The following is a 21,388-nucleotide window of genomic DNA, read 5'->3' on the forward strand; positions in this document are numbered from 1 at the left end:
AGATTTTAAAGTTTAATAGCATCACCTCCTAAAAAGTTTTTAGTTATAAACGATTAAAATATATTTTGCTCAGTAGTGGCATCAAAAATATGCAATTTCTTATTTTCAAACCCTAATTTGATAGAATCTCCTAAGCAGTAAGGAATATATCGATCTAATTTGACTGTAATTTCTCCAACCTCTGTCTTGCAAAAAATAATGGTTTCGGAACCATGATATTCTATATTCTGAATAAGCCCCTTCACTTTCCCATTTTCTTCTTCTGCAATATATAAATCCTCTGGACGAAGACCTACAATCACTTTCTGTCCATTATATTTACATAGTTTCTCCTCTTTATTTTTTGGAAGTTTCCATATATGGTTTACACATTGAATGATGGGAGTAGAATCTTTTATTTCGACAGTTGCGTCAAGTAAATTAATCTGTGGTGTACCTATAAAGCTTGCAACGAAAATATTTCTAGGGTGCTGATAAATAGTAGTAGGGGTATCTATTTGTTCTAGTTTTCCTTTATTCATAACTGCTATTCTTGTTCCGAGTGTCATTGCTTCTACTTGATCATGCGTTACATAAATCATTGTAGCTTGCAGCCTCTGATGTAATTTAGCTATCTCTTTTCTTGTAGAAACACGGAGGCTCGCATCTAAATTGGACAGCGGCTCATCAAACAGGAAAATATCAGGTTCTTTTACAATGGCTCTAGCTAATGCAACTCTCTGCCTCTGCCCACCAGACAAATGTTTTGGTTTTCTTTTTAAAAGCCGATCTAAACCAAGCATTTCAGCGGTAGCATAAATAATTTTTTCGATTTTCCCCTTTGGAACTTTAGCCTTTTTTAAGCCAAAAGCAAGATTTTCATATACATTCTTATGTGGATATAACGCATAACTTTGAAATACCATCCCTATTTTCCTTTCACCTGGTGCATAATTATTCATAATTTTATTGTCAAAAGTTAATATACCATCTGTGATTTCTTCAAGACCTGCTATCATCCTTAATGTCGTAGTTTTTCCGCAGCCAGATGGTCCAACAAGTACGATAAATTCTCCCTTTTCAATTTCAATATTTAAATTATCTACCGCTAGAGCATCATTCTGATATTTTTTTGAAATACTGCTTAACATAATGTTCGACAAAATAACGACACCTCATTATTGAATATTTTTATATATTAAAAATTACAATCACTGATTATTTTTTTACACTACTATATATTTTTAACTTTCTTTTTTCCTTTCAAATCAAATATGAGTTTTCATTTTATTTATTAAAATATTTAATATTGAAAACCTGTTTAATAAATTGCGGAAGTTTTCGTTCTCTTTTAAAGGACGTCGTTCTTCTAAATATCCAAAAAAATAATTTATTCAACTCATTTTTTTCATTTTGTAAGTATATGTTATCCATCAATACATCATAATCCATAATCGAAAAATAAGATTAACATAGTATAAATGCTATAATCTACTTAACTTGAGGTTAGTTTATCACTATTCTTCTTTTCTGCACACAAACTTGTCAGAAAATTGAACATACTTTTTGAAAAAATAATTGAAATAAACAGAAATTTGTCCTTTACTTGCTATAATTAGTTCATTAACCTAGCTGAACTAAAGCAGACATCACCTTAGATGAGCCTGCTTCTTTTTATCTTCCCCCTAACCTCTCCGAAATCCTATTGGCTGCTTGTTGACACTTTAAAAGCAAGTGATCCGTATTTTCCTTCATTCTCATTTCCAAACCAGAGATAGATAAACCAGCTATAACCTTGCCTGTATAATCATATATAGGTACAGCTATTCCCATGCTCCCTAAACTAAAATCATTTGATGAAATACAACTGCCTCTTTCTTTTATTAATTGGAGCTGCTTTATTAGTTCAATCGAATCGCATACCGTATATTTGGTGAATCTTTTCAACCCACGGGAAATAATTTGATTTAGCTTTTCCTCCGAAAGATATGCCATTAAAATTTTTGTTGTAGCACCAGCGTGAAGAGGCACTCTTTTTCCAAGTGGAGATGTATCCCTTACACTTTGAGAACTTTCCACCTTTTCAATACATATTCCATCTAAACCTTCCACTATCATTAACATAACTGTTTCTTTTGCATCCTCACAAAGTTGTTCCATAATGGGTCTTGCAATGGAGCGCAAGTTCATCTGATTTGCCACTACCATCCCCAATTCAAAGAGTTTTATTCCAAGGAAGTATTTTTGACTTATTGGGTTCTTGCTTACAAAACCACGATGTTCTAAAGTTATTAAAGCTCTGTGAACTACACTCTTGTATAATCCTAAATATTCACTAAGTTCCGTAACTCCCCATTCAGGTTGATCATTTGTAAAACATTCAAGAATTTTCAAAATTCTATCGCCAGTTTCTAAGATAGCTGTTTTTTTATTAGAATGTTCCATTTCCACAAACCTTTCATTTCAGTAGTAAGAAGCTTTAATACTAAATTTTACATCATATTTTAATCAATGTTAATAGATAAATCCTGATTATTGCGTCAATATTCATATATGAAAAGGCGGAACAGTAAGAAAAATGATTGATGCGAGGAGGAAACAGCGGGAGAAATGGCTCACGGAGATTTAAAAACGGCTTTGGACAAATTAGATGAACTACTTGAAACGTAGGAATGAAGAGTTCTTTAGTATAACAGGGAGCTTCTATAAAAACAGCTCCCTGTTGTTCTATCCAGCTATGAAGAGTAAATTTTTAACTTTCCTTGCTTGATAGGGAAATCCAACTTATCCAAATAAGTAAAAATTCCCCAGTACATTTTTATCTATTTTATGGATAAACTGTTTGCTTTTTCCATCCTCTATTTCCATCTTTGACTCCATCAAATTAACCGTTCTTTGGTTGTAAGAACTACATCTTTCCACAGACACTTCATTGCCTTTTTTACGGAGGATAAAGCTGCATAAGCAATTAAAATGGACTAATAGGAAAGCCTTCTATAACAAGGGTTTAAACTAGATTACGATTTAGAAAACCTTGTTTATTAAGGGTGCGAAACTCAAGTAGAATGTTACACTCAATTTCAAAAGTATTTCGTCCTATGTGGTGCTGTTTAATTGTTCAAATATATTGAAAGGTATGGAAATGATAGAATAAAAGGACGTCCTCAAAGAGGCAGCCCCTTCGAAGACATCCTTTTTATTTTGCAAAACGATGATTCCCGATTTCCACTGTAGCGGGACGTGAAAAAATCCACTTGCTGCTTGAAGTTTTAGGATTGAAGAAAAATAAAGATCCTTTCCCTGATTCACCTAAAGCAATTGCTTCGTTTACTGCTCGTTTAGAAGCAGCATCAGCTGGCTGATTGATTTGTCCATTTTGTACAGGAGTGAATGCATAATGCCCGTTTGAGATTTGGTAGATGACTTCACGGACTGTATTAGGGAATTGATCACTTTTTACACGGTTCAGTACAACAACAGCAACAGCTACTTTTCCAGCATAAGGCTCCCCAACTGCCTCCGCATGGACTAAACGTGCCATTAAATCTTTATCTACAGCGGAAATAGTAGCGTTTGGTAGAATCATAGTGTCACCTGCAATAAGTGGTTTACTATTATTGGCATTCATTAAACTATTCATCGGAATTCCGAATCCCTTTGCTATTTTCCAATACGTCTCCCCATTATGTATCGTGTGATTTGTTGCTGCCTCTGTTTGATTGGTTAACGTAAATGCAGAAAGAGATACGATTAACCCAGCGGCTGCTATTAGTTTTTTAACTTTTTTCATTCCTTGTGCCTCCTAGCAGTCTTTCATTTGTTCTACTATTAGGCTATCAGATGTAATATTTCCATTCATGATACAAAACATGGAAAATGCAAGATTGCTATTTTAAACCTATGGTAATACAGGGATAGAAATTATAGAGGAATTATTACCCATATCATTAAAATTTCCAATAACATTCTCTTGTAGAAAATGTGGACCGAATTTTACAGTATGGTAACATTATGTAACAGAGAGACAGAGGAGTTTTTGTAAAAATCAGTGCCTGTCATAGCGCTTTAAAGCAATAGGGGATAGTACTTTTTTTATTTACTACAGCATTTTTTACCGCTTCCACATGGGAAGCGGGCATTTCGATTTACTTTTCCGATTGAATAGCAACCCTAAAATCAACCAAGCCTCCCATTTATTTTCCTTGCTCACTCCCCACCATCACAATCTCATTAAGAGGAGCTAGAAGATCATTCTTCTCCAAATATATTAAAACAGCTGAATCCTCTATTGCAAGTTCATCAATTTCTTTTGCTAAGTCAAATAATTGAATAATAGATTTATGCATGTAATCTCTCCTTAAAATGATTGGTGGATAAAGTAAACTTCCATCAGTGGGGGTTTTCCTCATCCCCACTGATGGTTAGTTGAGTTCCACAGGATGTGGATCACACAAACGTTGCCACAGGAAGTGGCGTTCTTAGTTTGTGTACCTCTCACTCGGACCTTTACGGGCGAGTTTCAACGCCTATCTTCCTCGATTTCTCGGAGTCTTAAGGCGGGGGTCTTACTGCCCGTTAAGAGTGGGATAAATACTTCCTTATGCTTATATCCAAATTATACAAAAAGAGATGTACCAAAAACGGCACACCCTACAAATAGGTTTTATTCATTTTTTCAATGTCTTCTTTCATCTTCTCGACAACATAAGGAGGTGATAAAACTTTTACGCTACTGCCCCAGCCTCGAAGCCAAGTATAAAACCCTTCTCCTACATGTACTTTCGTTTTTAATGTAAAGGTATTCTCGTCTATTTTTTTGATATTTGCATCCATTCCAAACTTATCAATAACAGCATTCATCAAATACTCTCCAGTAAATTGGATTTCCACCCATTCTCCTTTACCCGTAAACATGTTAAAAGTGGAATATAAATAATCATCCATGTTTACATCTTTTCTTTTAAACCCTCTATCTACTATTTCAACGTCTTGCATCCGATCCACACGATAATGACTTAACCCCTCTTTATTCTCTTTTTCTCCTATCAAGTAATAAAACCCTTGATCCCATATTAGTTCGTAAGGTTGGTATACATAGTCTTGACCATTTCTGCTTAACACGAATTCGCGATCCAAATTATATTTTCCATATTTGAAAATAATTACTTTTTTCCCTTCGATGGCTCGATGTATTTTATCAATATAAACTTTTGTTAAATGGTTGATGTGATTCATTGATTTATTATATTTAATTGGACTTGGCAATGATTTCGCAATATACTTGCTTGTTAGCTGATTTAGCTTTGCTATTATTTTTTTTGCTTGTTCTTCTGTTACAAACCGTGCAGAAAGAATGGCATCCACTAACATTCTCAATTCATATGTTTCAAATAATCTATCTTGATAACTGTATACAATTTTTCCATATTTTTCTTCATCTTGTATGATATCAAATCCACTTTCATTTAGTGAATCTAAATACCTTTTAATCGTTTTTTTATCTATGCGTTCGGTTGTTGATAAAGATCTTTGTAACTTTTCAATCAAGTCATTAACCGATAATTTATGCACTTCATCTGTTTCTTCCGATAAAATCTTCTTCAATTCCAATATCTTCGTTGTATTTGGTATTTCAGCCATAAATCTTCTCCATTCTTCCCATATAACTTTTCTTTAATTCGACCATGTCTTGAATGGCAGCAAGCACCTTTTTTTCAAACAAAGGATCAAAAGGAATCGTATATAAACCTTGGTTCTTATCGCGTAAAAATAAAAAACTCATGTTTTTAATCGAAATCTGTTTTTCTTTTTCATAAGCTATTTTATATAAGTAGAGCTGCGGCTTATAATAGTCTAATAATTCTTCTACATTAGCTTTTATCTGATTCGTTTTTAAATCCATGATTTCATAATGACCATCCACTTGAACCACTTTATCTATTTCCCCAATAATATGTACTCCATTGATATTCACTATGAATTCCCACTCATTTTCAATAGGCAGCCCTCTATTATTGGTTTGAAAAGCTTGTACTAAAGGAGCAACGTTTTTTCTGTATATCTCTTCTTCTTCAGGTTGAACCAAACTAGTAAATGCTTCTTTATATGCCTCATTTTTATGGTAGCCTTTATCGATAAGCTCACATATTCTATGGACAAGCGTACCTAAAACTCGTGCATCATAGGCCGATTTTTTATATTCAAGATCTGCTTCCTCTTTTTCATCTATTAGTAAAATTTCTTCCGTTTCAGTTTCGATTATCCAGCTATCTTCCAGATTTAAGATATGTTTCTTCACAAAAGCTTCCGGATCATTCATGTAGCTAATTACTTCGGAAACAGAAAATGAAATAGGTATACTTCTTTCTATTTTTTCAGTTGGTCCTGTATAGAATTGTGATTTTGCAGTTTCTACAGTCTGTTCTTCCACCCCGTCTGAAATTCGGATAACCTTATTTATATTTCCATCCCTTTCTAAAGCAGCACATAGCCATTCATACCAAGTATCCTTTTGTATTTTATCCTTTGATGACAACACTAAATAATCACGAGCTCGAGTTAACGCAACATAGAATAAACGTTTTGATTCTTCGACCGCTTGATCTTTATTTCGTTCAGCCAGTTGTTTAAAGTTAGCAGAACTTATACTAACTGGATCTCTTAATAGATCTTCTTCATTCTCCATCTTAAAAGTCACTGCTAATCCTTCTTCTAAATCAAAACGAAGTGACTCTCTATCAGGTGTAAGTGACCTTGAAAGATGGGGAACACATACAACAGGAAATTCCAATCCTTTCGATGCATGAACGGTCATGATATGGATAAAATCACCACCTGTTAATTCCACATCTGCGTCTCCCTCTTTTTCAGATATCTCTATAAGAACCTGTAAATCAGCTAACATTTCCTCCATTGATCTGGCGTGTAAACTCTCAATGATATCGATTAACTTTTCTACGTTTCCTACTTTCATTACGTTATTCTTTTGTAAAAGCAAGACCTTTTTCAACCCACTTACATCGAATAAATGATGCAAGTCTCCATAAATAGAACCTTTCCAACTGAAAGGAACGAAATATTCAAAAAGTTGATAAAAGTTTTCCAGCTTTTGTTTCAGCTTCCCACCTGTATTATCACGAAATTGGTTCTCATAAATAAATCTGCTAATATTCGAATCCTCTCCATAGTGAAATTGAATTTCTAAAAACTCCTCCATCGTTACTGCAAACATTGGACTTCTTAATACAGCCATTATGTAATAAGGTTCGTAAGGCTTATTTAGCCAACATAAAAGATTTTGAAAATCGATTACTTCCTGGCGCTGATAAAAGCCTAATCCACCGTATACATTGTATGGAATATCATATCTTCTAAGTGCCATCTCTAATAAGGGTAAATTGGTTCTTGATGCCAAAAGAACAGCCATATCCCGCCATTCAACAGACCTTTCTGTATTCAGCTCCTTATCAAAGATCCTTGCTTTTTCTTTTTTTAACTCCAGCATACGACGAGCAAGCATGATATATTGATTCTCCTCCAGGCTCGCTTCTTTCTCTTCTGTCACTTTTATTAATTCGACACGCTGCTGCTTAGCAAATTCATTATTTCGAAAAGCGCATAACGGAGAGTATATGGTTTTATATAAAGGATCATTTTCTTTCCTTTCTAATCCCATCACATGCTCTTGTTGAAAAAGCAAATTGATAAAGTTAATAATGCTTTCACATGTGCGATAATTGATGTTCATATCGATAAAAGCAGATCCCTCTTCTTCTTCAGCCTGTATGGCCAAACGATTTAACAACTGAACATCCGCTCCCCGAAATCGATATACAGACTGCTTGCTGTCACCGACGATAAATCGATAAGAAGGGTTTATTCTTTCGACAATACGTAACTGCAATGAATTGGTATCCTGCGCTTCATCTATTAAAAAATGTTTATATAATGAAGAATAATAGTTTTGGACCGCTGGTTGATGAAGTAATTGCTGTGCGATTTGCTGCAAATCAGAAAAATCTAGTTTCCCTGCTTCCTTTTTTGCTAACTGATAGTCTTCATCGAACCTTTTTAGGAAGGATCCGAACTCATGAAGAATGGTTTCTACCATTTGTTCTTGATCCTCTGTTTGTTGAAACTTTTCCTTAATTGTTACCCAATGGGTTAATACATCATAAAACGCTGGAAACTGTTCTGCGATTTTTTTAGGCGCCGTTTTAAACGGTTTTACTTCCGCCTGCAAGCTATCTAATAAGCTTTTTCCATGGAGACTTGCCTGAAAAACCGCTAAGCATTCCTTCCATATTCGTTGATTAGCTGGAGTTAATTTAGGCGGAATTTCATACTGATAGAAAAATTGATAAAAATCATTTTCAAATTCTTGAAGGATTTCTTCCTTTTCCAGTTCCCACGAAGTGATGAGCGCATCCACTTTCAGTGCATCCTCTAAGCTTCCTTTTTGTTCATACTCCCTTACTTTTCCATATACAGAAAAAATACTATCCTTTAAAGCCAATTTGTTTATTGCCTTAAAAAGAGTTTCCCACCGCTGGCTTCTTTCTCCCTCTTCTACCAACTCAGAAAAGACAGCTGTTTTCATTAATGTACTTTCTGTTTCATCCATTACCGAACTATCTGGAAAAATATCTGCTTCAAAGGAATTTTCCATCACTATTTTTTGACAAAAACTATGGAAGGTAGAAATGCTGCTTGTCTCTAAAGATTCTAACTGCTTTGTCCAAAAAGCCTTTGCTTGTTCCATATAATGAGGATATTCGGTTTCTACTGACATACGTTTTTCCAGTAATCGTTTGCGGATTCGATCCTTCATTTCCAATGCTGCATCCTCTGTAAAAGTAAGGGTAACGATTTGAGGTACCTCTGCTCCAAATTCATCCCCATATTCAAAACGAAGAGCACTTTTTAGTTTTTCTTCACAAATAGTTACATAACGCTCTGATAATACTTTTGTTTTTCCAGACCCTGCGCCTGCAGCAACCACAATTAACTGTTCTTTCCCAAAGATGGCGTTTCTTTGTTCCTTATTAAATTTCATGAGATCCGCTCCTCCTTTATCCCACACTTAACGGGTAGTCCCCCCACTGATGGAAGGTTCCCTTTATGACAGCTCTGTTCTTATTCTGCAGATAGGTTGATAGTTGCAATACGTACAAACTTGTTCTGAAAATGGCTGAATAGAAAAGTCTGCAAACGTGCCACGCCATAGTTCTTCAATTACATTAGCTATCCCGTATTTTTCTTCCAATGCTTCACGATGAACAGGCAGGATATTCGTTCTTATTCTAGCTGGTTCAAACCTGGCTTTTTGTTGTTCATCTCTCCACACCATATTTTTCTTTCGTATATGCGGCTGCTTTATTGAGATATAGCCTCCCCCAACAGGTTGATTATTTGTTCTGTTAGCCTTCGTATATTTATTCTCTAATGCCATGAGATAAAGAGGAATCTGCAATACCAAACCTGCAGGAATTTCGTTGTCAAAATCCAAGCTTTTATTGCTGGATTTATAATCGTAAATCATAAATCCATGCTCATCTACATCAATGCGATCTATTTTCCCAGTAACAGTCAGCGAATGATTATTTGCCAATTCGATTTTTAATTGAATGCTTTCCTCTAATTGGTAGATGCTTGTATGCTGAAGCTCCTCATTATCCCAAAACCGCCGTTTTTCAGCAGCCAGCCAGCGGCGGAATCTTCTTATCCATTCCTCTTTTGCTTTTTGCAAAGAGTTAAATGGAATTTCTTTATGTGCATGTACAATCAAAGACCACTCCTTTTCAAACAGCTCCAAAAGTATTTCTTCTTCTCTATTTTTAAAGTGATGAACGAGATCCTTAAAAGAAACCCCTTTTACTCCTCGGTAAAATTGTTCCACGATTCGATGCATCATGCTGCCTGTTTGGATAGGATCTAAACGGAATTGCTTTGCAACTGGAGGATTTACCTGCAGTACTCTCTCCATGCCATATAGAAAAGAACAACCAGCATAACGTTCTAAACTAGTAATCGCTATACTATTGGAACGTAGTGTTTCCTGCCATTTTTCCGAAATTTTTTCTACCCTGCTCTGAAGCTTCTGCACGTTCTTTGCAAAATTACTTATCACAACCGGTGGCTCAGGAACCACTTTTCCAATCCCAATATGATAAGAAATCTTTTCTTCATATTCCTTATTTGATTGATAAGTATCATTTATTAATCGGGAAATATGCGAATAGCATCTCCCTACTTCTTTATCCATTAAATATTTCGATGCCAATAAAGGTTGATGAGGATTCATGCCCTGTACAAAAGAAAAAGTAATATTTTCTGCTAAATACTTTAATTGCTCAAAAGCTGCATCATCCTTTTGAATAAAATATGCAGCAAGCGGCAGTGGATAAGGACTAACCACATTCTCCACATAACGTTCTTGGAAATATCCGCTTAAAGAATGCTGCTTCGGAAACTCTCCTTCATTTAATCCAAGTACAAATAAATGCTTTCCTTTAAATAAAGGCACATCACGGAAAGAAAAAATTTCAATCCCTTCTGTTGGAGCGCGATCGATAAACAATGATTCCTCTTCCAAATTAACTAGCAGCTTCTCCTTAAACGTTTCGATTGAAACGATAATCTTGCTTGTTGGTAATATGTCTTCTTCCTTTTGCTTTTGTAAAAGTTCAGTGGTTCTTTTTAAAGAACGAATAGCAAAAGCAATTTGATGACTTTCCTGCTTATTTCCATCTAACAGCTTTTTATTCCAGAAGGAGAAAAGCTCAAGTGAAGCTAAAAAATCAACTAGCTCATTTATGTAATCAGAGATAGATGCTTTTTCAGGCAAGCTCCATTGGAAGCTTTTTGTTTTTTCCATTAATGAGGATATTTCTTCTATTACTAGTTCCTCAGTATGGATAAACGCTGCTTTTAACGTATTAAAATCAGTTGGGGTTAAAAAACATAGCTTTGCTAACATATCTACCAATGGCACCTGATCCCATTTCGTAGGGGTTTCGTTTTTTTCTAAAGCGAGATGAAGAAAGGAAAAAAGAATAGAATCCGATAACGGGAGTTTCTTTGCTCGTTTTATTGGAATCTGCTTTTCCTCACTAATTCGTTCTAATACCGGTAAGTAGGCTGTTTCATTGGCTAAAACAATCGCGAAATCTTGAAAACTATTCGTTTTTTTTGTATGTATGCTTTCTAAAGCTCCATGTATTTCTTCTTCAATTGTCGTGGCTGCACTTACTGAGCTTGTTAGCAACATCGGTTCGATAGTAGGAATGCTTTCCTGCTGAATGGACATTCCCATTCTTTTTAAAGCAGCAGCCGTTTCAGCAATGATAGGTGTATCCAATGCAGGCAAGTATATAGTAACGGGAATATTGTTCATTAAGAGATAGTCGATCATCTTATATTGAACCGGACTAAAATCAACATAGCCGTCAATCACCACATGACTTAAAGGGAAAGAATCCTTTGAAATTGGAACCTCAACTGCTTTACCGATTCGATTTTCCGGATCGAAAAAGCCTTTTCCATCCTGATAGATTTCTTCATATGTATAAAAAACTTCTTTTAATTTTTCCAACGGAGCAGGAGTATCCTCCACCGGAAAACCAAGACGTTTCAACTGACCGTAGCTGTCATTATAGGCCTTTGCTTTTTTGGAAAGTAAATTCTCGGATAAAAATTGGTTTGTTTGATTTAAAATATCGTAAAAAAAGAAATAGCGATCATCTTCTGTTATGGGTGTAAAAGGAATAGAAGCAGTTTGCAAAATAAGTGTCGCCAAATCATCAAAAGTTTGATACGCAATACCCGGCTGCAGCTTCCGAGCAGACCGAAACCACTTAGACGACGGAAGAATATAATAGAGAGGTTTTTGTTTCATTGATTGCTTTTGATACCAATCATTTAACCGTTCCTGTGAAGCAATATCCTGAAATGCAGTAAAAAATAACTCACCCAATTTAATCACCCCTTAAGTAAATGTACCTATTTCCATTATAAGCTAAATGGTGGGGTAAAAATAGGATAAGTTGGGAGGAAGAGGGATTTTTTTATTCTTCTTATAAACGCAAATAATCCCCACCTATCAATTAGGTGAAGATTATTTTGCATTTACTTTATTTGTAGACAATTTATTTTCTAATTGTCACTTTATGAAGTAAAACTTTAAGCGTTTTGCTTCTGAAACCGTATCGTTCTTTTATAGCTAGTGTACTTAAGCATATTTCTATTTATCCAGAAAATCTTTATTCAAATTGTTATGAGATAGTATCTCCCATACCAACTTTTCCACTGCATAATATCCGGATAATTCTGTTAATCGTCCTTTTACTAATTTTTGTTGTTCCTTAGTTAACCACGATACACCTAATTCAAACTCCTATTCAATCTCATGAATAAACGCAAGATAATATTGCGTAAAATCTCTTTCTCCTTCTATGTACCTTGCCACTTTTACAATATCACTTTCAAATGGAGAAACATTTCCATTAGATTTATATTTTATCTCAATAACCGCTATTACTTCATCTATCCTATCTTTTAGATGTGCTTCACCTTGATTGTCCTTTATATGAACAATAGCAATATCAGCAATACTATTTTTATAATGAAATTCCGTATAAATTCTAATATTGTTATCAGACAAAAACTTGTCCGTTAATTGATTTCTAATATGAAAATACAGAGCATTTTTCAAAGTATCTTCTTTTAATAAATAGAAGTTTTGGTAATCATTTTTTATTTGGTTTATCCAAACCTGTTTTATGGTTAGGTCAATGATTTCAATTATATTTGTTGTTTTCCCCGAACCAGGGGTTGCTAACAACAGTAAAGGTCCCTCCGTATGAAGAACCGCCTTTTTCTGCATTTCATTTAAATGAACACCTAATTGCCTCTTTTTTCTTTCAAAAAAATCTTCCTTTTGGTTCATATAAATTCACCCTTGAGAGATTTAAATAAGATTCCTGCCCCCTAGCTCATTAAATCATCACCGCATTGAGGGTCAGGCACCTTGTTCTTAAGCCTACTTATTAGTTAAATACCCTGTTAATACAAAATGGTGATCAAAGCTTCTTTTCATCGGTTAAAATAGCAAAATTCATTATATCATCCTGCTTTATCATCTGTCCCATATGATTCTCGATAAAGATAAAATAACCGTTCGGCCCAAATTGTTTCGTCCATTGTATAATGGATTTTTCAATCCTTAACAAGCATTTAATCGGTATCTCGAAATATTTCTTTGCATCAAAAAAATTGCCATCCTCCATTACTACTTCATGAATTTCTCTATTTGTAAAAGGGTCAAAACTCATAAGAAGCCCATGTAATAAAGCCTGATTTTCCGGAGTAGCATGACTACTAAAATCGTACTCAACTTGTTTTATATATCCATCTACGGTAAGCAGGGACATTTGAATCGCCGTTAATGCTTTTCGACCTGAGCGATTAGATTCTTCACGATGGAGTTTCAACATATTACCTTCCATTACCGAAAGAGGATATGCATAATGTTCTTCTTGTCCTTTAGAAATCGTTCCGAAATCTTTCGCCATTCTAGTTGAAATTCTGTCTAATTTGTAAGTGTCTACCATGATCTTCTCCATAAATTCTTGAAACTCCTCTATTTATTTAATGATTTAGATCCTGCACCAGGTTCCTCTAAAATATATAATACATTATTCTTTTGAAGATTTTCCTTTTCAGGGGTCAGACCCCATAGCCCCTTCGTTTCGAATGGGTATGTTTGAAAGTACACTTGTATCCTGCGTCATAATTTCCCTAAAGTCCATCTCTCTTTCTGAAGCAGCATCCTTCCATCCTTCTAGACCAGGATGCGCGAGCCCTAATATTGAGTAGTAACTATATGCTGTTAGTTCAATATCAACAATTGTTGTAAAATACTCTTTTTCCATATGATGCGCGATTTCAGGCAGTGCATCTACAGACAACTGATGACAAAGCGCTTCGACAATCATATCTTCATCTTCCAAACTTGTTGCTGAATGATAAGCTTCTCTTAATACCTGAATAGACAGATTTGATTTAATGTTTTCTAGTATAGATAAAGCAAAAATGATGGACTCCTGATTATTTATATAAGGTTTAACCGCATTCACGACTTCATCAGATTGGAATCTAATCAGCGCCTCACAAATTTCCTCTAACAAAATATCTTCATCACGGACAAGTAAGCTTGCGAGTAATGGAATATGCTTATCTAGTTTTAATAACCCAGCCATGTACACATTTAGAATCCCATTAAATGAAATGAAAGGATTTTTTAATTCTTCTTCAAGAACCCAACCAATTTCATCTTCTGTGATCCAATTCTTTTTTACGAGCCATGCTGCAATTGTCTTTGCTTTTATATACAGATCATACTGATAGGTCTCTGAATGTTCAAAGTCAGCTAATGTTTGCCCATATTCTGAGTATACGTCTTCTTCAGTTCCATTGATTAAAAGCTTATACAATGACCACATGTCTTTATTAATATATTTTTCTAGTGATTGCCTATATTTAAGCGCAAGTTCTGGTTCAATATTGTTCAACAATTTTTTCGCAAGATGTATCTTTGATTGATTCATCTTTGGCATATTTTCTATTAGAATTTTAACTGCTTCCTCTTTAATTGGTTGGTTTTCGACATCAATTAAGATAGCCGATTGCTTTTCTCTATTCTTAAAAGCTTCTTCTAATAATGCGAGTGTCCATTCTTCAGGGACATTGGGATAATGATGCAGCGCTTGAAGCACCGTATCTTGAATAAGCGCATCACGACTTATTAAGTGTGGTTTGATCTGTTCTAAAAATGTCATAACATGAATCCTTTCACTGTGTTTCTGATATGGTAAAATATGAAGATACATCGGTTTGCAATCATTTAATATAAATTTTACTTCATCAGTAAGTCAAAGTAAAACAGTGGTTTATTTTTTGTGTTTTTAGAAAATATTAACTAATATTTTCCCCTTTCTATGCCTGACAGTGACGATTTAAAACATCGTTTGTACACCGATCATAAATTTATAGAGAAAGCTGATTGCAATATGCGGGTCGTCACAGTGACGAAGAGCTAAAAGATATAACCTACATAAATAGATAAGGCGGAAAGGCAACTGTATTTATATCCACAAATGCTTTTATACCTTTCTCTCCTTCTTTCTCTTGTTCTTTCTTATCATTTTTTCCTTCTGCTTTTTCCTTTCCTATTTGTTTTTCTTTTATTTCTGCATTTTCCAACATACTTATATACCATTCATAAGTTTCATGTATTGAATTTAAAATTTCAGAAATTAGTAGGTTCGGCTGCCTTTTCAAATAATGTATTAAAGTTCCAATGAGTGAGTTAATATACTTATTTAGACGGATAGTAAATATATCTATATTAAATGAAACATTATTTTCAGAGTGAACTAACTTGTTTCTCAACCGATATATTCTTGTCAAATCATGTTCAATCGACTCATGGAGAGCTTTTATATTAACAATAAACGTACCAATACTAATAAACATCTCTCTTAGATAGGCAATTTCCCTTTGCATGATTACATTCTGTTCTAAAGCAGTATACAATTTTTTTAGATTCTGTTCTGTGCTTAAATATTCTACAAGCTTATTCTTATCATATTTCTCTTCCCTTTCTGAAAAATTAGAAAATATTTCTTCTATTACATCAATTTTTTCATAATCCTTACTCGATTTTATCTTGACTAGGTTATCCCATAGTATATTCATTCGATCTTTAATAAGATATAGACATATCACTTTTGGAATGACATCAATTACCTTTCCAATTATACTTTTGCCCTCATATGTATTTAATATATATTCAAGACCAGACCAATTATTTAACAGTCTATTTTCCGGTGAATTCTCATTTGACTTCTTCAAAATCTCAAGTGAGTTATTTAGTTGCTTAATACTTGAAGTAATAGTTCCTTCTTGTTTTCTAACTTTATCTCTAACTGATATAAAATCTTTAATGTCCTCATTCTCTCGTTTACTTATTTTTTTATTAAAAATTTGGTTATCTACATTATCGGTTCTCATTTGTTTCCAATATTCTTCTCCAACTTTAAGTAAACAGCTTACATTAACAGCTTTTTTATCAAAATTAAGGTGATGTTTATACATCTCAAGATAACCTTCAAGATTTTTTACTACTTTTTCGATGGCTTTATATTTGTCGTACGCAACAACTTCTACCAATAAATTTTTATATTGCTCGGATTTCGGGTAGTTTAGTTTTTCTGCTTTTTCTATAACCACGTTTTCTTCTTCTCCATTTAATTTCTCATATTTAAACTCTATATTTATAAATCCATTTTGATCGAGATCATTTTTCAATTCATCTGGTAACCAACTATTAATTATAATCAAATACCTAATAGGTTCTTTAATTAGATCTTTAAATAATAATAATTTTTCCTCTAATTCAACTTTATTTAGGTCTTTAGTATATTTATTTAGCTGTTTATATTTTTGCTTCCATTCACTTAAATACTTAAAAGAATACCCTAGTAGAATGATTTCGCTGATAAAATATTGAACTAACAAGTCTATTTCCTTAAAAGATAATGGTTCATTCAAAATAAAATCTATGTATTCGCTTATTAAACTTTCAGATTCATATCTTTTGGCTAAACTAGAAATAGATAAGCGTATTGATGTACAGTCCTTTTCTTTCTCTTCATCTTTTAAGTATTGATCTATTCTTTTTATCAAAAAGTTAACATCCCTTGATAACTGTCCTTTTAACACCCACGGATTTTGTTTACAATGAAACAGAATACTTTTTAAAGAACTATTCATGCTATGTTTTAACTTTGTCTTATCACTAGTTCCCTCTCTGATATCTTTTTCAATCTCTAAAAATTCATGAAACATTAGAACAATACTATCATACCGTTTATCTTGTAATGCTTTATAGAATATCGGCATCTGCTGATTACTAAAGTCAAAATACTCCAATACTTTGCTAATGAAATAACACTGCCCACCTAACAATTTTCCTTCTGACACAATTTTTACCTCAGTTCCATTTTTTTTATTTAGGATATCATAAAAACTAAAAAAATTATTGACATGAACAAAAAATATTTATATAATTGTATTAAGAATAAATAAATATTTTCTTGAATAAACTAATATTGCAAATATAGGACATGGCATAGTGAAATGGGTCAAATTAATGATTCCCTTGTTATGTTATGTCCTTTAATTTTGAAAGTAAAGGTAAAACTCCCTAAAAAGTCGTGGTTTAGTAATAATATTTATAGTCCCTATTAACCCCCATGCTTCTTGAAAATAAATGATAAAGAACCATAACCCCTAAAGGAAAATACTCATTTTATAAAAATCATAGGTATACTAAGTATTAAAGATAAAAATTTCAGAAGTATCGGTAGCATTCCTGTTATATTAGACTTTCAATCAACTGATGTCGTTTTTTTAATTGGGGAGAATTCGTCTGGAAAATCAAATATACTAAAGGCTTACGAGTTGTTCTAGCACACAAGAAAATGCGTTGATTTGTATGACTTTCATCAGAATGATATTTCTCATCCAATAGAAATTTAAGTTATTTTGAATTCAAATGCTAAAGAACTTCATGACAAATGTTATGAGCAGAATAAAATAAAAATTAAGCAGGAAATAACTGCGGATAATCAGCAAAAATATTACTATTACTATAATGATGGTTATATTCCTCTAATAAGAGGCGATGTTTTAATAGAATTCTGCTTTCCAATGCCAGTTTACATTCAAAGGTTAGACAGTCAAGAAGATGTTGCCAAATCAGTATCACAATTTCTGTATAAAACTTTCCAAAAAGGCGGTATCCAAATTAAATTAAACAAGCATACTAATATTCATGATGCTGTTAGTCATTTACAAATAAATATGCATGAAAAAACACCCCATCATTTGGTATAGTTGATTTGTCTAAAGTACTGGGGGACATGCACCTTCTCCTATCAGCTCCGCTTGTTGTCTCTCCAGCATTCGTTGTCTTTCTTCTATTCTATTTTTTCTCGCAGGTTATTCGTACGGCCACACCGCTTCTGATTCCTGAATCTCAAATAAAACTGCAGCAATATGCTTACATTCTTCATCATACCAATTATTAAAAGCTGGACAGTTACACGAACATTTATACTTATTATCTATTTCCTGAATCACCACTTGATATCTCTTTGATCCAGATACAGTCGCACTCCATCTACCTTTTCCTTCGTCACAAATTAAATTTTGTACCTTCCCTTGTCTAAAATACCTTTTTCCATTTTGATAATTACTCGAAGAAACCCTAATCCTTTCGAGCTATGTAGCGTAGAGAGAGTATCAGCATTTTTATTCTTATTGAGCTTAGATTGATTGTATGGGGAGCAGTGCAAAAATCCAAAATTCTTTTAATCTATCAGCCTTCGACAAATTCCGCCTTACTTCGGGTCGTCACTGTGACCAGCAATTCATAGTGCTTGTATAGGAAGGGGAGTATTCGGATTTTTTTATTGTGTTATAAAGTGGAATTTAAATGAAGTTTATGAAGAATGTGGTGTAAACAAAGCTCCTTCTTTTACTTGTTTTTTAAAATTGCAATTTCACGCTCATTACGTACTGTTTTTTTCCCATATAAAGTCTTGATCTACCTTTATTACATTTAGTTTTTCTAAGATTTGACTATGACGTTCTTCATTCTTATTTTCCATCTTATATAGTTTATTATCGATTTTCTTTTCGATCTCATGTAGCTTTTGATTAAAGTTAGCATCGAATTGTTCGAATTTTTGATTCGTGTTCACTTCTATCGCTTTCATGTCTGCATTCATTTCTTGTAGTTTTTGATTCGTGGTTCCTACCATTTTAACTAATTGCGTCAACACATTCTCGATTCTGTCTAGTCTTTCCTCTTGCATTTCTTTCACCTCCCTCTTTTCATTATATACGCTTTTCCCACTATTACAACTTATTGTTGCAACTTCAAAGACTAGATTGACTGACATCTAAAAAGAGACAGTAGTTAATACCTGCCTCCCCTTTATGAGGCTTCGTCTTTCAAGACTTTAATTTACTTTATACCTTAACGCTTGAAGAAAATATTGTCCTACCATTAACATTGGACGGAAAAAAAGTGAGCGAAATGAAGGACAAGCAAGAATAACCTTATAAATTGGATTTTTATACTCTGGCTCAAACTTTACTTTTTTTATTTTTGCTAGCATTTGTTTCTCCTCTCAAAATACCAATTCAACCGATACACACAAATCTCTTTCGTCCATTCTTAAAGAATAGATTCCTCTGCCTCGTCAATTTCCAAAGCGCTGGAGACAGAGTACAACGTTTGGGTTTTACTTACAGTTCTATCCTCTTATTCATTTATTAACACTTTTTCATTTCCCTCTGATGCGTCCGTTTGCTTTTCCTTTATTTCTTCAAAGTACTTGGTGAACGCTGATTCTCCAGAATAAGAAAGGCAAAGATACTGTTTAGCTCTTGTCATGCCTATATAAAGTAATGCAATTTCTCGTTCTTTATCTTCTTCTAATGGAAATGGCATGTTGTCTACATTTACAATGAAAACAGCCTGAAAATCAAGACCTTTGCTACTATCAATCGTACTTATTTTTACAGTGTCTTCCTCTCGATCAAATTTTCTTTTCGCGTGTTCATTTTCTGTAATCCAACAAAATGGGATTTCCTCTTTCATTAGTGAATGTTTAATCGCATCAATGAAATTTACTTTATGCGTCCGTTTCACTCTATAAAGAATAAGCATTTCAGAATATGGTACTTTCTTATCTTCGTGAAGCTTTTTAATCTGTCTTGACACGATGCGTAATTCGTGTCCGAAGTTATCTGCTTTTACAAGTGCTGCTTCAGGTCCTCTTCTTCTTGTACTTTGCGGTGCAATCACTTCCCCTTCATGTTCACGTGTAACCACCTTATTTTTTAAATAAGAATGGGCTTGGTAAAAATCCCACGCAAACTTTACAATCTGAGCTGTATTTCGATAATTAATAGACAAGATTTTTGAACGCCCTTGAAAACTCAACCCTGTATCCTTAACATAACTTCTTTGTCTCTTATAAATCGTTTGGGCACGATCTTCCACCAGCAACAATGATTGTGTTTTTTTGTTAAGAGTTTCACTAACCAGTGCCAGCCAATCCGATTCAAAATCCTGTCCTTCATCAATTAAGATAGCGTCATATGTAGGTAATATCGCTTCTTTATTTTGTAATTTTTCAATAATTTCAGATATTTGGTTCTCTCTAATCTGTAAATCAAACTTTAACCATTCATGAAAATTTCGAACAATTACGTTTTCATGTGTTCCGGTATGTATACTATCCGATGTGTTTTTCGTAAAATCAAATAAACTATCTGGTTCTTCTAGCATATGACGAATAATTTGTTTAATATTTCGTGAAAGGGAAATGTTATAACACAACACGAGAATTTTCCAATCCGGATGTTCTTTTAATAATAGTTTTGCACGACTAGCTAAAATTAACGTTTTCCCACTACCAGCAACGCCACGAATTAATCGATTCTTATCCCCAATTTGTTTTGCTAAATTTTCTTGATGAATATCCATTGTTTTAATATCATGCAACGATAAAAGAAGTTGATCTTGATAAGGAACTGGCTTCTTAAACTCCGCACTAATTCGCACTTCTGGGAAAAGATGATAACGTATAGCATCTATTTCATTCATCTCAAGATTTTTTCTTAATCTATACGGTACAACAAACATATTAATAATCTTTTCCACTAAATTTTCTTCAGAAAAGCCCTCTTTATCTGGATCAATTTCATCTCTTGTTAAACATAGGTTTGGTTCAACCACATGATAAAGACCCTCTTTCACAAAATCCTTTTGATGTAACCGGGTAAAAACAGCGCCAAAACCATATGGAAACTTTAATTGATTTTGATATTTTCCTTCAGTTTGAATTAAATGTAGATCCTTTCTTAATACATCAACAATATGAAACATATACTCCCTGGCTTGTTTAATCGGGCTTTTTACTGTTGCTTGCTCCCCTTTTTTCGAGACAATCGTCCAATTATCAGGATTTATACGAAGCAAAGTTTGTTTTGTATAGTCCTTGACCTCTAATACGACCAATCCCAAATCTGGACCGATAATTACAAAATCCGGGCGTTTCCCTAATATCTCTGGTTCATAATAAACGATATAATCATCTGGTAAATACATTTTTAACGTTCGAAATAGCAAACGTTCTCCAGCTGTTGCACTAGACCTTATGGACTCTGGAACCGTCTGAGCCATTTGCATTCACTCCAATACATCCATTTTATGTATATTTACATATTTCATTCTATGCTATTGCAACTATGTCATATTAACTATAAAACT

At 33.8% G+C, this 21,388-nt stretch carries 15 protein-coding genes and 1 pseudogene; 2 read left to right on the forward strand and 14 right to left on the reverse strand.

What is annotated here, in order from left to right; all coding sequences use genetic code 11:
• Positions 1 to 53: 53 nt before the first annotated feature.
• The 11 genes from AC5LWL_RS17075 to AC5LWL_RS17125 form a co-directional block, all read right to left on the reverse strand.
• Positions 54 to 1,142, reverse strand: coding sequence for an ABC transporter ATP-binding protein (locus AC5LWL_RS17075; RefSeq protein ID WP_493435431.1), 1,089 nt, complete (start codon positions 1,140 to 1,142; stop codon positions 54 to 56).
• A gap of 511 nt (positions 1,143 to 1,653) precedes the next feature.
• The gene (locus AC5LWL_RS17080; RefSeq protein ID WP_493435432.1) at positions 1,654 to 2,424 is read right to left on the reverse strand and encodes an IclR family transcriptional regulator; all 771 of its coding nucleotides are present in this window, start codon (positions 2,422 to 2,424) and stop codon (positions 1,654 to 1,656) included.
• Positions 2,425 to 3,175: 751 nt separating this feature from the next.
• Positions 3,176 to 3,769 carry a cell wall hydrolase gene (locus AC5LWL_RS17085; protein ID WP_493435433.1) on the reverse strand — a complete coding sequence of 198 codons (594 nt, stop codon included), beginning with the start codon at positions 3,767 to 3,769 and terminating at the stop codon, positions 3,176 to 3,178.
• Between the two features lie 403 nt (positions 3,770 to 4,172).
• Positions 4,173 to 4,325, reverse strand: coding sequence for a hypothetical protein (locus AC5LWL_RS17090; protein ID WP_493435434.1), 153 nt, complete (start codon positions 4,323 to 4,325; stop codon positions 4,173 to 4,175).
• A gap of 304 nt (positions 4,326 to 4,629) precedes the next feature.
• The gene (locus AC5LWL_RS17095) at positions 4,630 to 5,619 is read right to left on the reverse strand and encodes a helix-turn-helix transcriptional regulator (RefSeq protein WP_493435435.1); all 990 of its coding nucleotides are present in this window, start codon (positions 5,617 to 5,619) and stop codon (positions 4,630 to 4,632) included.
• Positions 5,612 to 9,034 (reverse strand): UvrD-helicase domain-containing protein, encoded by a 3,423-nt coding sequence (locus tag AC5LWL_RS17100; RefSeq protein ID WP_493435436.1) that lies wholly within the window; start codon positions 9,032 to 9,034, stop codon positions 5,612 to 5,614. Before AC5LWL_RS17100 ends, AC5LWL_RS17095 begins: the two co-directional genes overlap by 8 nt.
• A 63-nt stretch (positions 9,035 to 9,097) precedes the next feature.
• Positions 9,098 to 11,953 carry a PD-(D/E)XK nuclease family protein gene (locus AC5LWL_RS17105; protein ID WP_493435437.1) on the reverse strand — a complete coding sequence of 952 codons (2,856 nt, stop codon included), beginning with the start codon at positions 11,951 to 11,953 and terminating at the stop codon, positions 9,098 to 9,100.
• A gap of 420 nt (positions 11,954 to 12,373) precedes the next feature.
• Positions 12,374 to 12,925 carry a UvrD-helicase domain-containing protein gene (locus AC5LWL_RS17110; protein ID WP_493435438.1) on the reverse strand — a complete coding sequence of 184 codons (552 nt, stop codon included), beginning with the start codon at positions 12,923 to 12,925 and terminating at the stop codon, positions 12,374 to 12,376.
• A 133-nt stretch (positions 12,926 to 13,058) separates the two neighbouring features.
• A complete protein-coding gene (locus tag AC5LWL_RS17115) occupies positions 13,059 to 13,601 on the reverse strand; it encodes a hypothetical protein (protein WP_493435439.1) in 543 nt (180 codons plus the stop codon).
• Between the two features lie 96 nt (positions 13,602 to 13,697).
• Positions 13,698 to 14,816, reverse strand: coding sequence for a HEAT repeat domain-containing protein (locus AC5LWL_RS17120; RefSeq protein WP_493435440.1), 1,119 nt, complete (start codon positions 14,814 to 14,816; stop codon positions 13,698 to 13,700).
• Between the two features lie 271 nt (positions 14,817 to 15,087).
• On the reverse strand, positions 15,088 to 17,022 hold the full coding sequence (locus AC5LWL_RS17125; RefSeq protein WP_493435441.1) for a hypothetical protein: 1,935 nt from the start codon (positions 17,020 to 17,022) through the stop codon (positions 15,088 to 15,090).
• A gap of 564 nt (positions 17,023 to 17,586) precedes the next feature.
• Between AC5LWL_RS17125 and AC5LWL_RS17130 the strand changes: the two genes are divergently transcribed.
• Positions 17,587 to 17,937: a hypothetical protein gene (locus tag AC5LWL_RS17130; RefSeq protein ID WP_493435442.1), complete on the forward strand. Its 351-nt coding sequence runs from the start codon at positions 17,587 to 17,589 to the stop codon at positions 17,935 to 17,937.
• A gap of 105 nt (positions 17,938 to 18,042) precedes the next feature.
• Here the strand turns inward: AC5LWL_RS17130 and AC5LWL_RS17135 are convergent, their stop codons facing one another.
• The gene (locus tag AC5LWL_RS17135; protein WP_493435443.1) at positions 18,043 to 18,186 is read right to left on the reverse strand and encodes a hypothetical protein; all 144 of its coding nucleotides are present in this window, start codon (positions 18,184 to 18,186) and stop codon (positions 18,043 to 18,045) included.
• Positions 18,187 to 18,614: 428 nt separating this feature from the next.
• On the reverse strand, positions 18,615 to 18,920 hold the full coding sequence (locus AC5LWL_RS17140; protein ID WP_493435444.1) for a hypothetical protein: 306 nt from the start codon (positions 18,918 to 18,920) through the stop codon (positions 18,615 to 18,617).
• 128 nt (positions 18,921 to 19,048) lie between these two features.
• Here AC5LWL_RS17140 and AC5LWL_RS17145 point away from each other — a divergent pair.
• Positions 19,049 to 19,156 (forward strand): annotated as a pseudogene (locus AC5LWL_RS17145) (bacitracin ABC transporter ATP-binding protein); the annotation flags it as partial.
• 216 nt (positions 19,157 to 19,372) lie between these two features.
• Here the strand turns inward: AC5LWL_RS17145 and AC5LWL_RS17150 are convergent.
• Positions 19,373 to 21,301, reverse strand: a complete 1,929-nt coding sequence (locus tag AC5LWL_RS17150; protein ID WP_493435445.1) for a 3'-5' exonuclease — start codon at positions 21,299 to 21,301, stop codon at positions 19,373 to 19,375.
• Positions 21,302 to 21,388: the final 87 nt, after the last annotated feature.

The sequence above is a fragment of the Niallia sp. WK069_GA_01 genome (assembly GCF_983173855.1).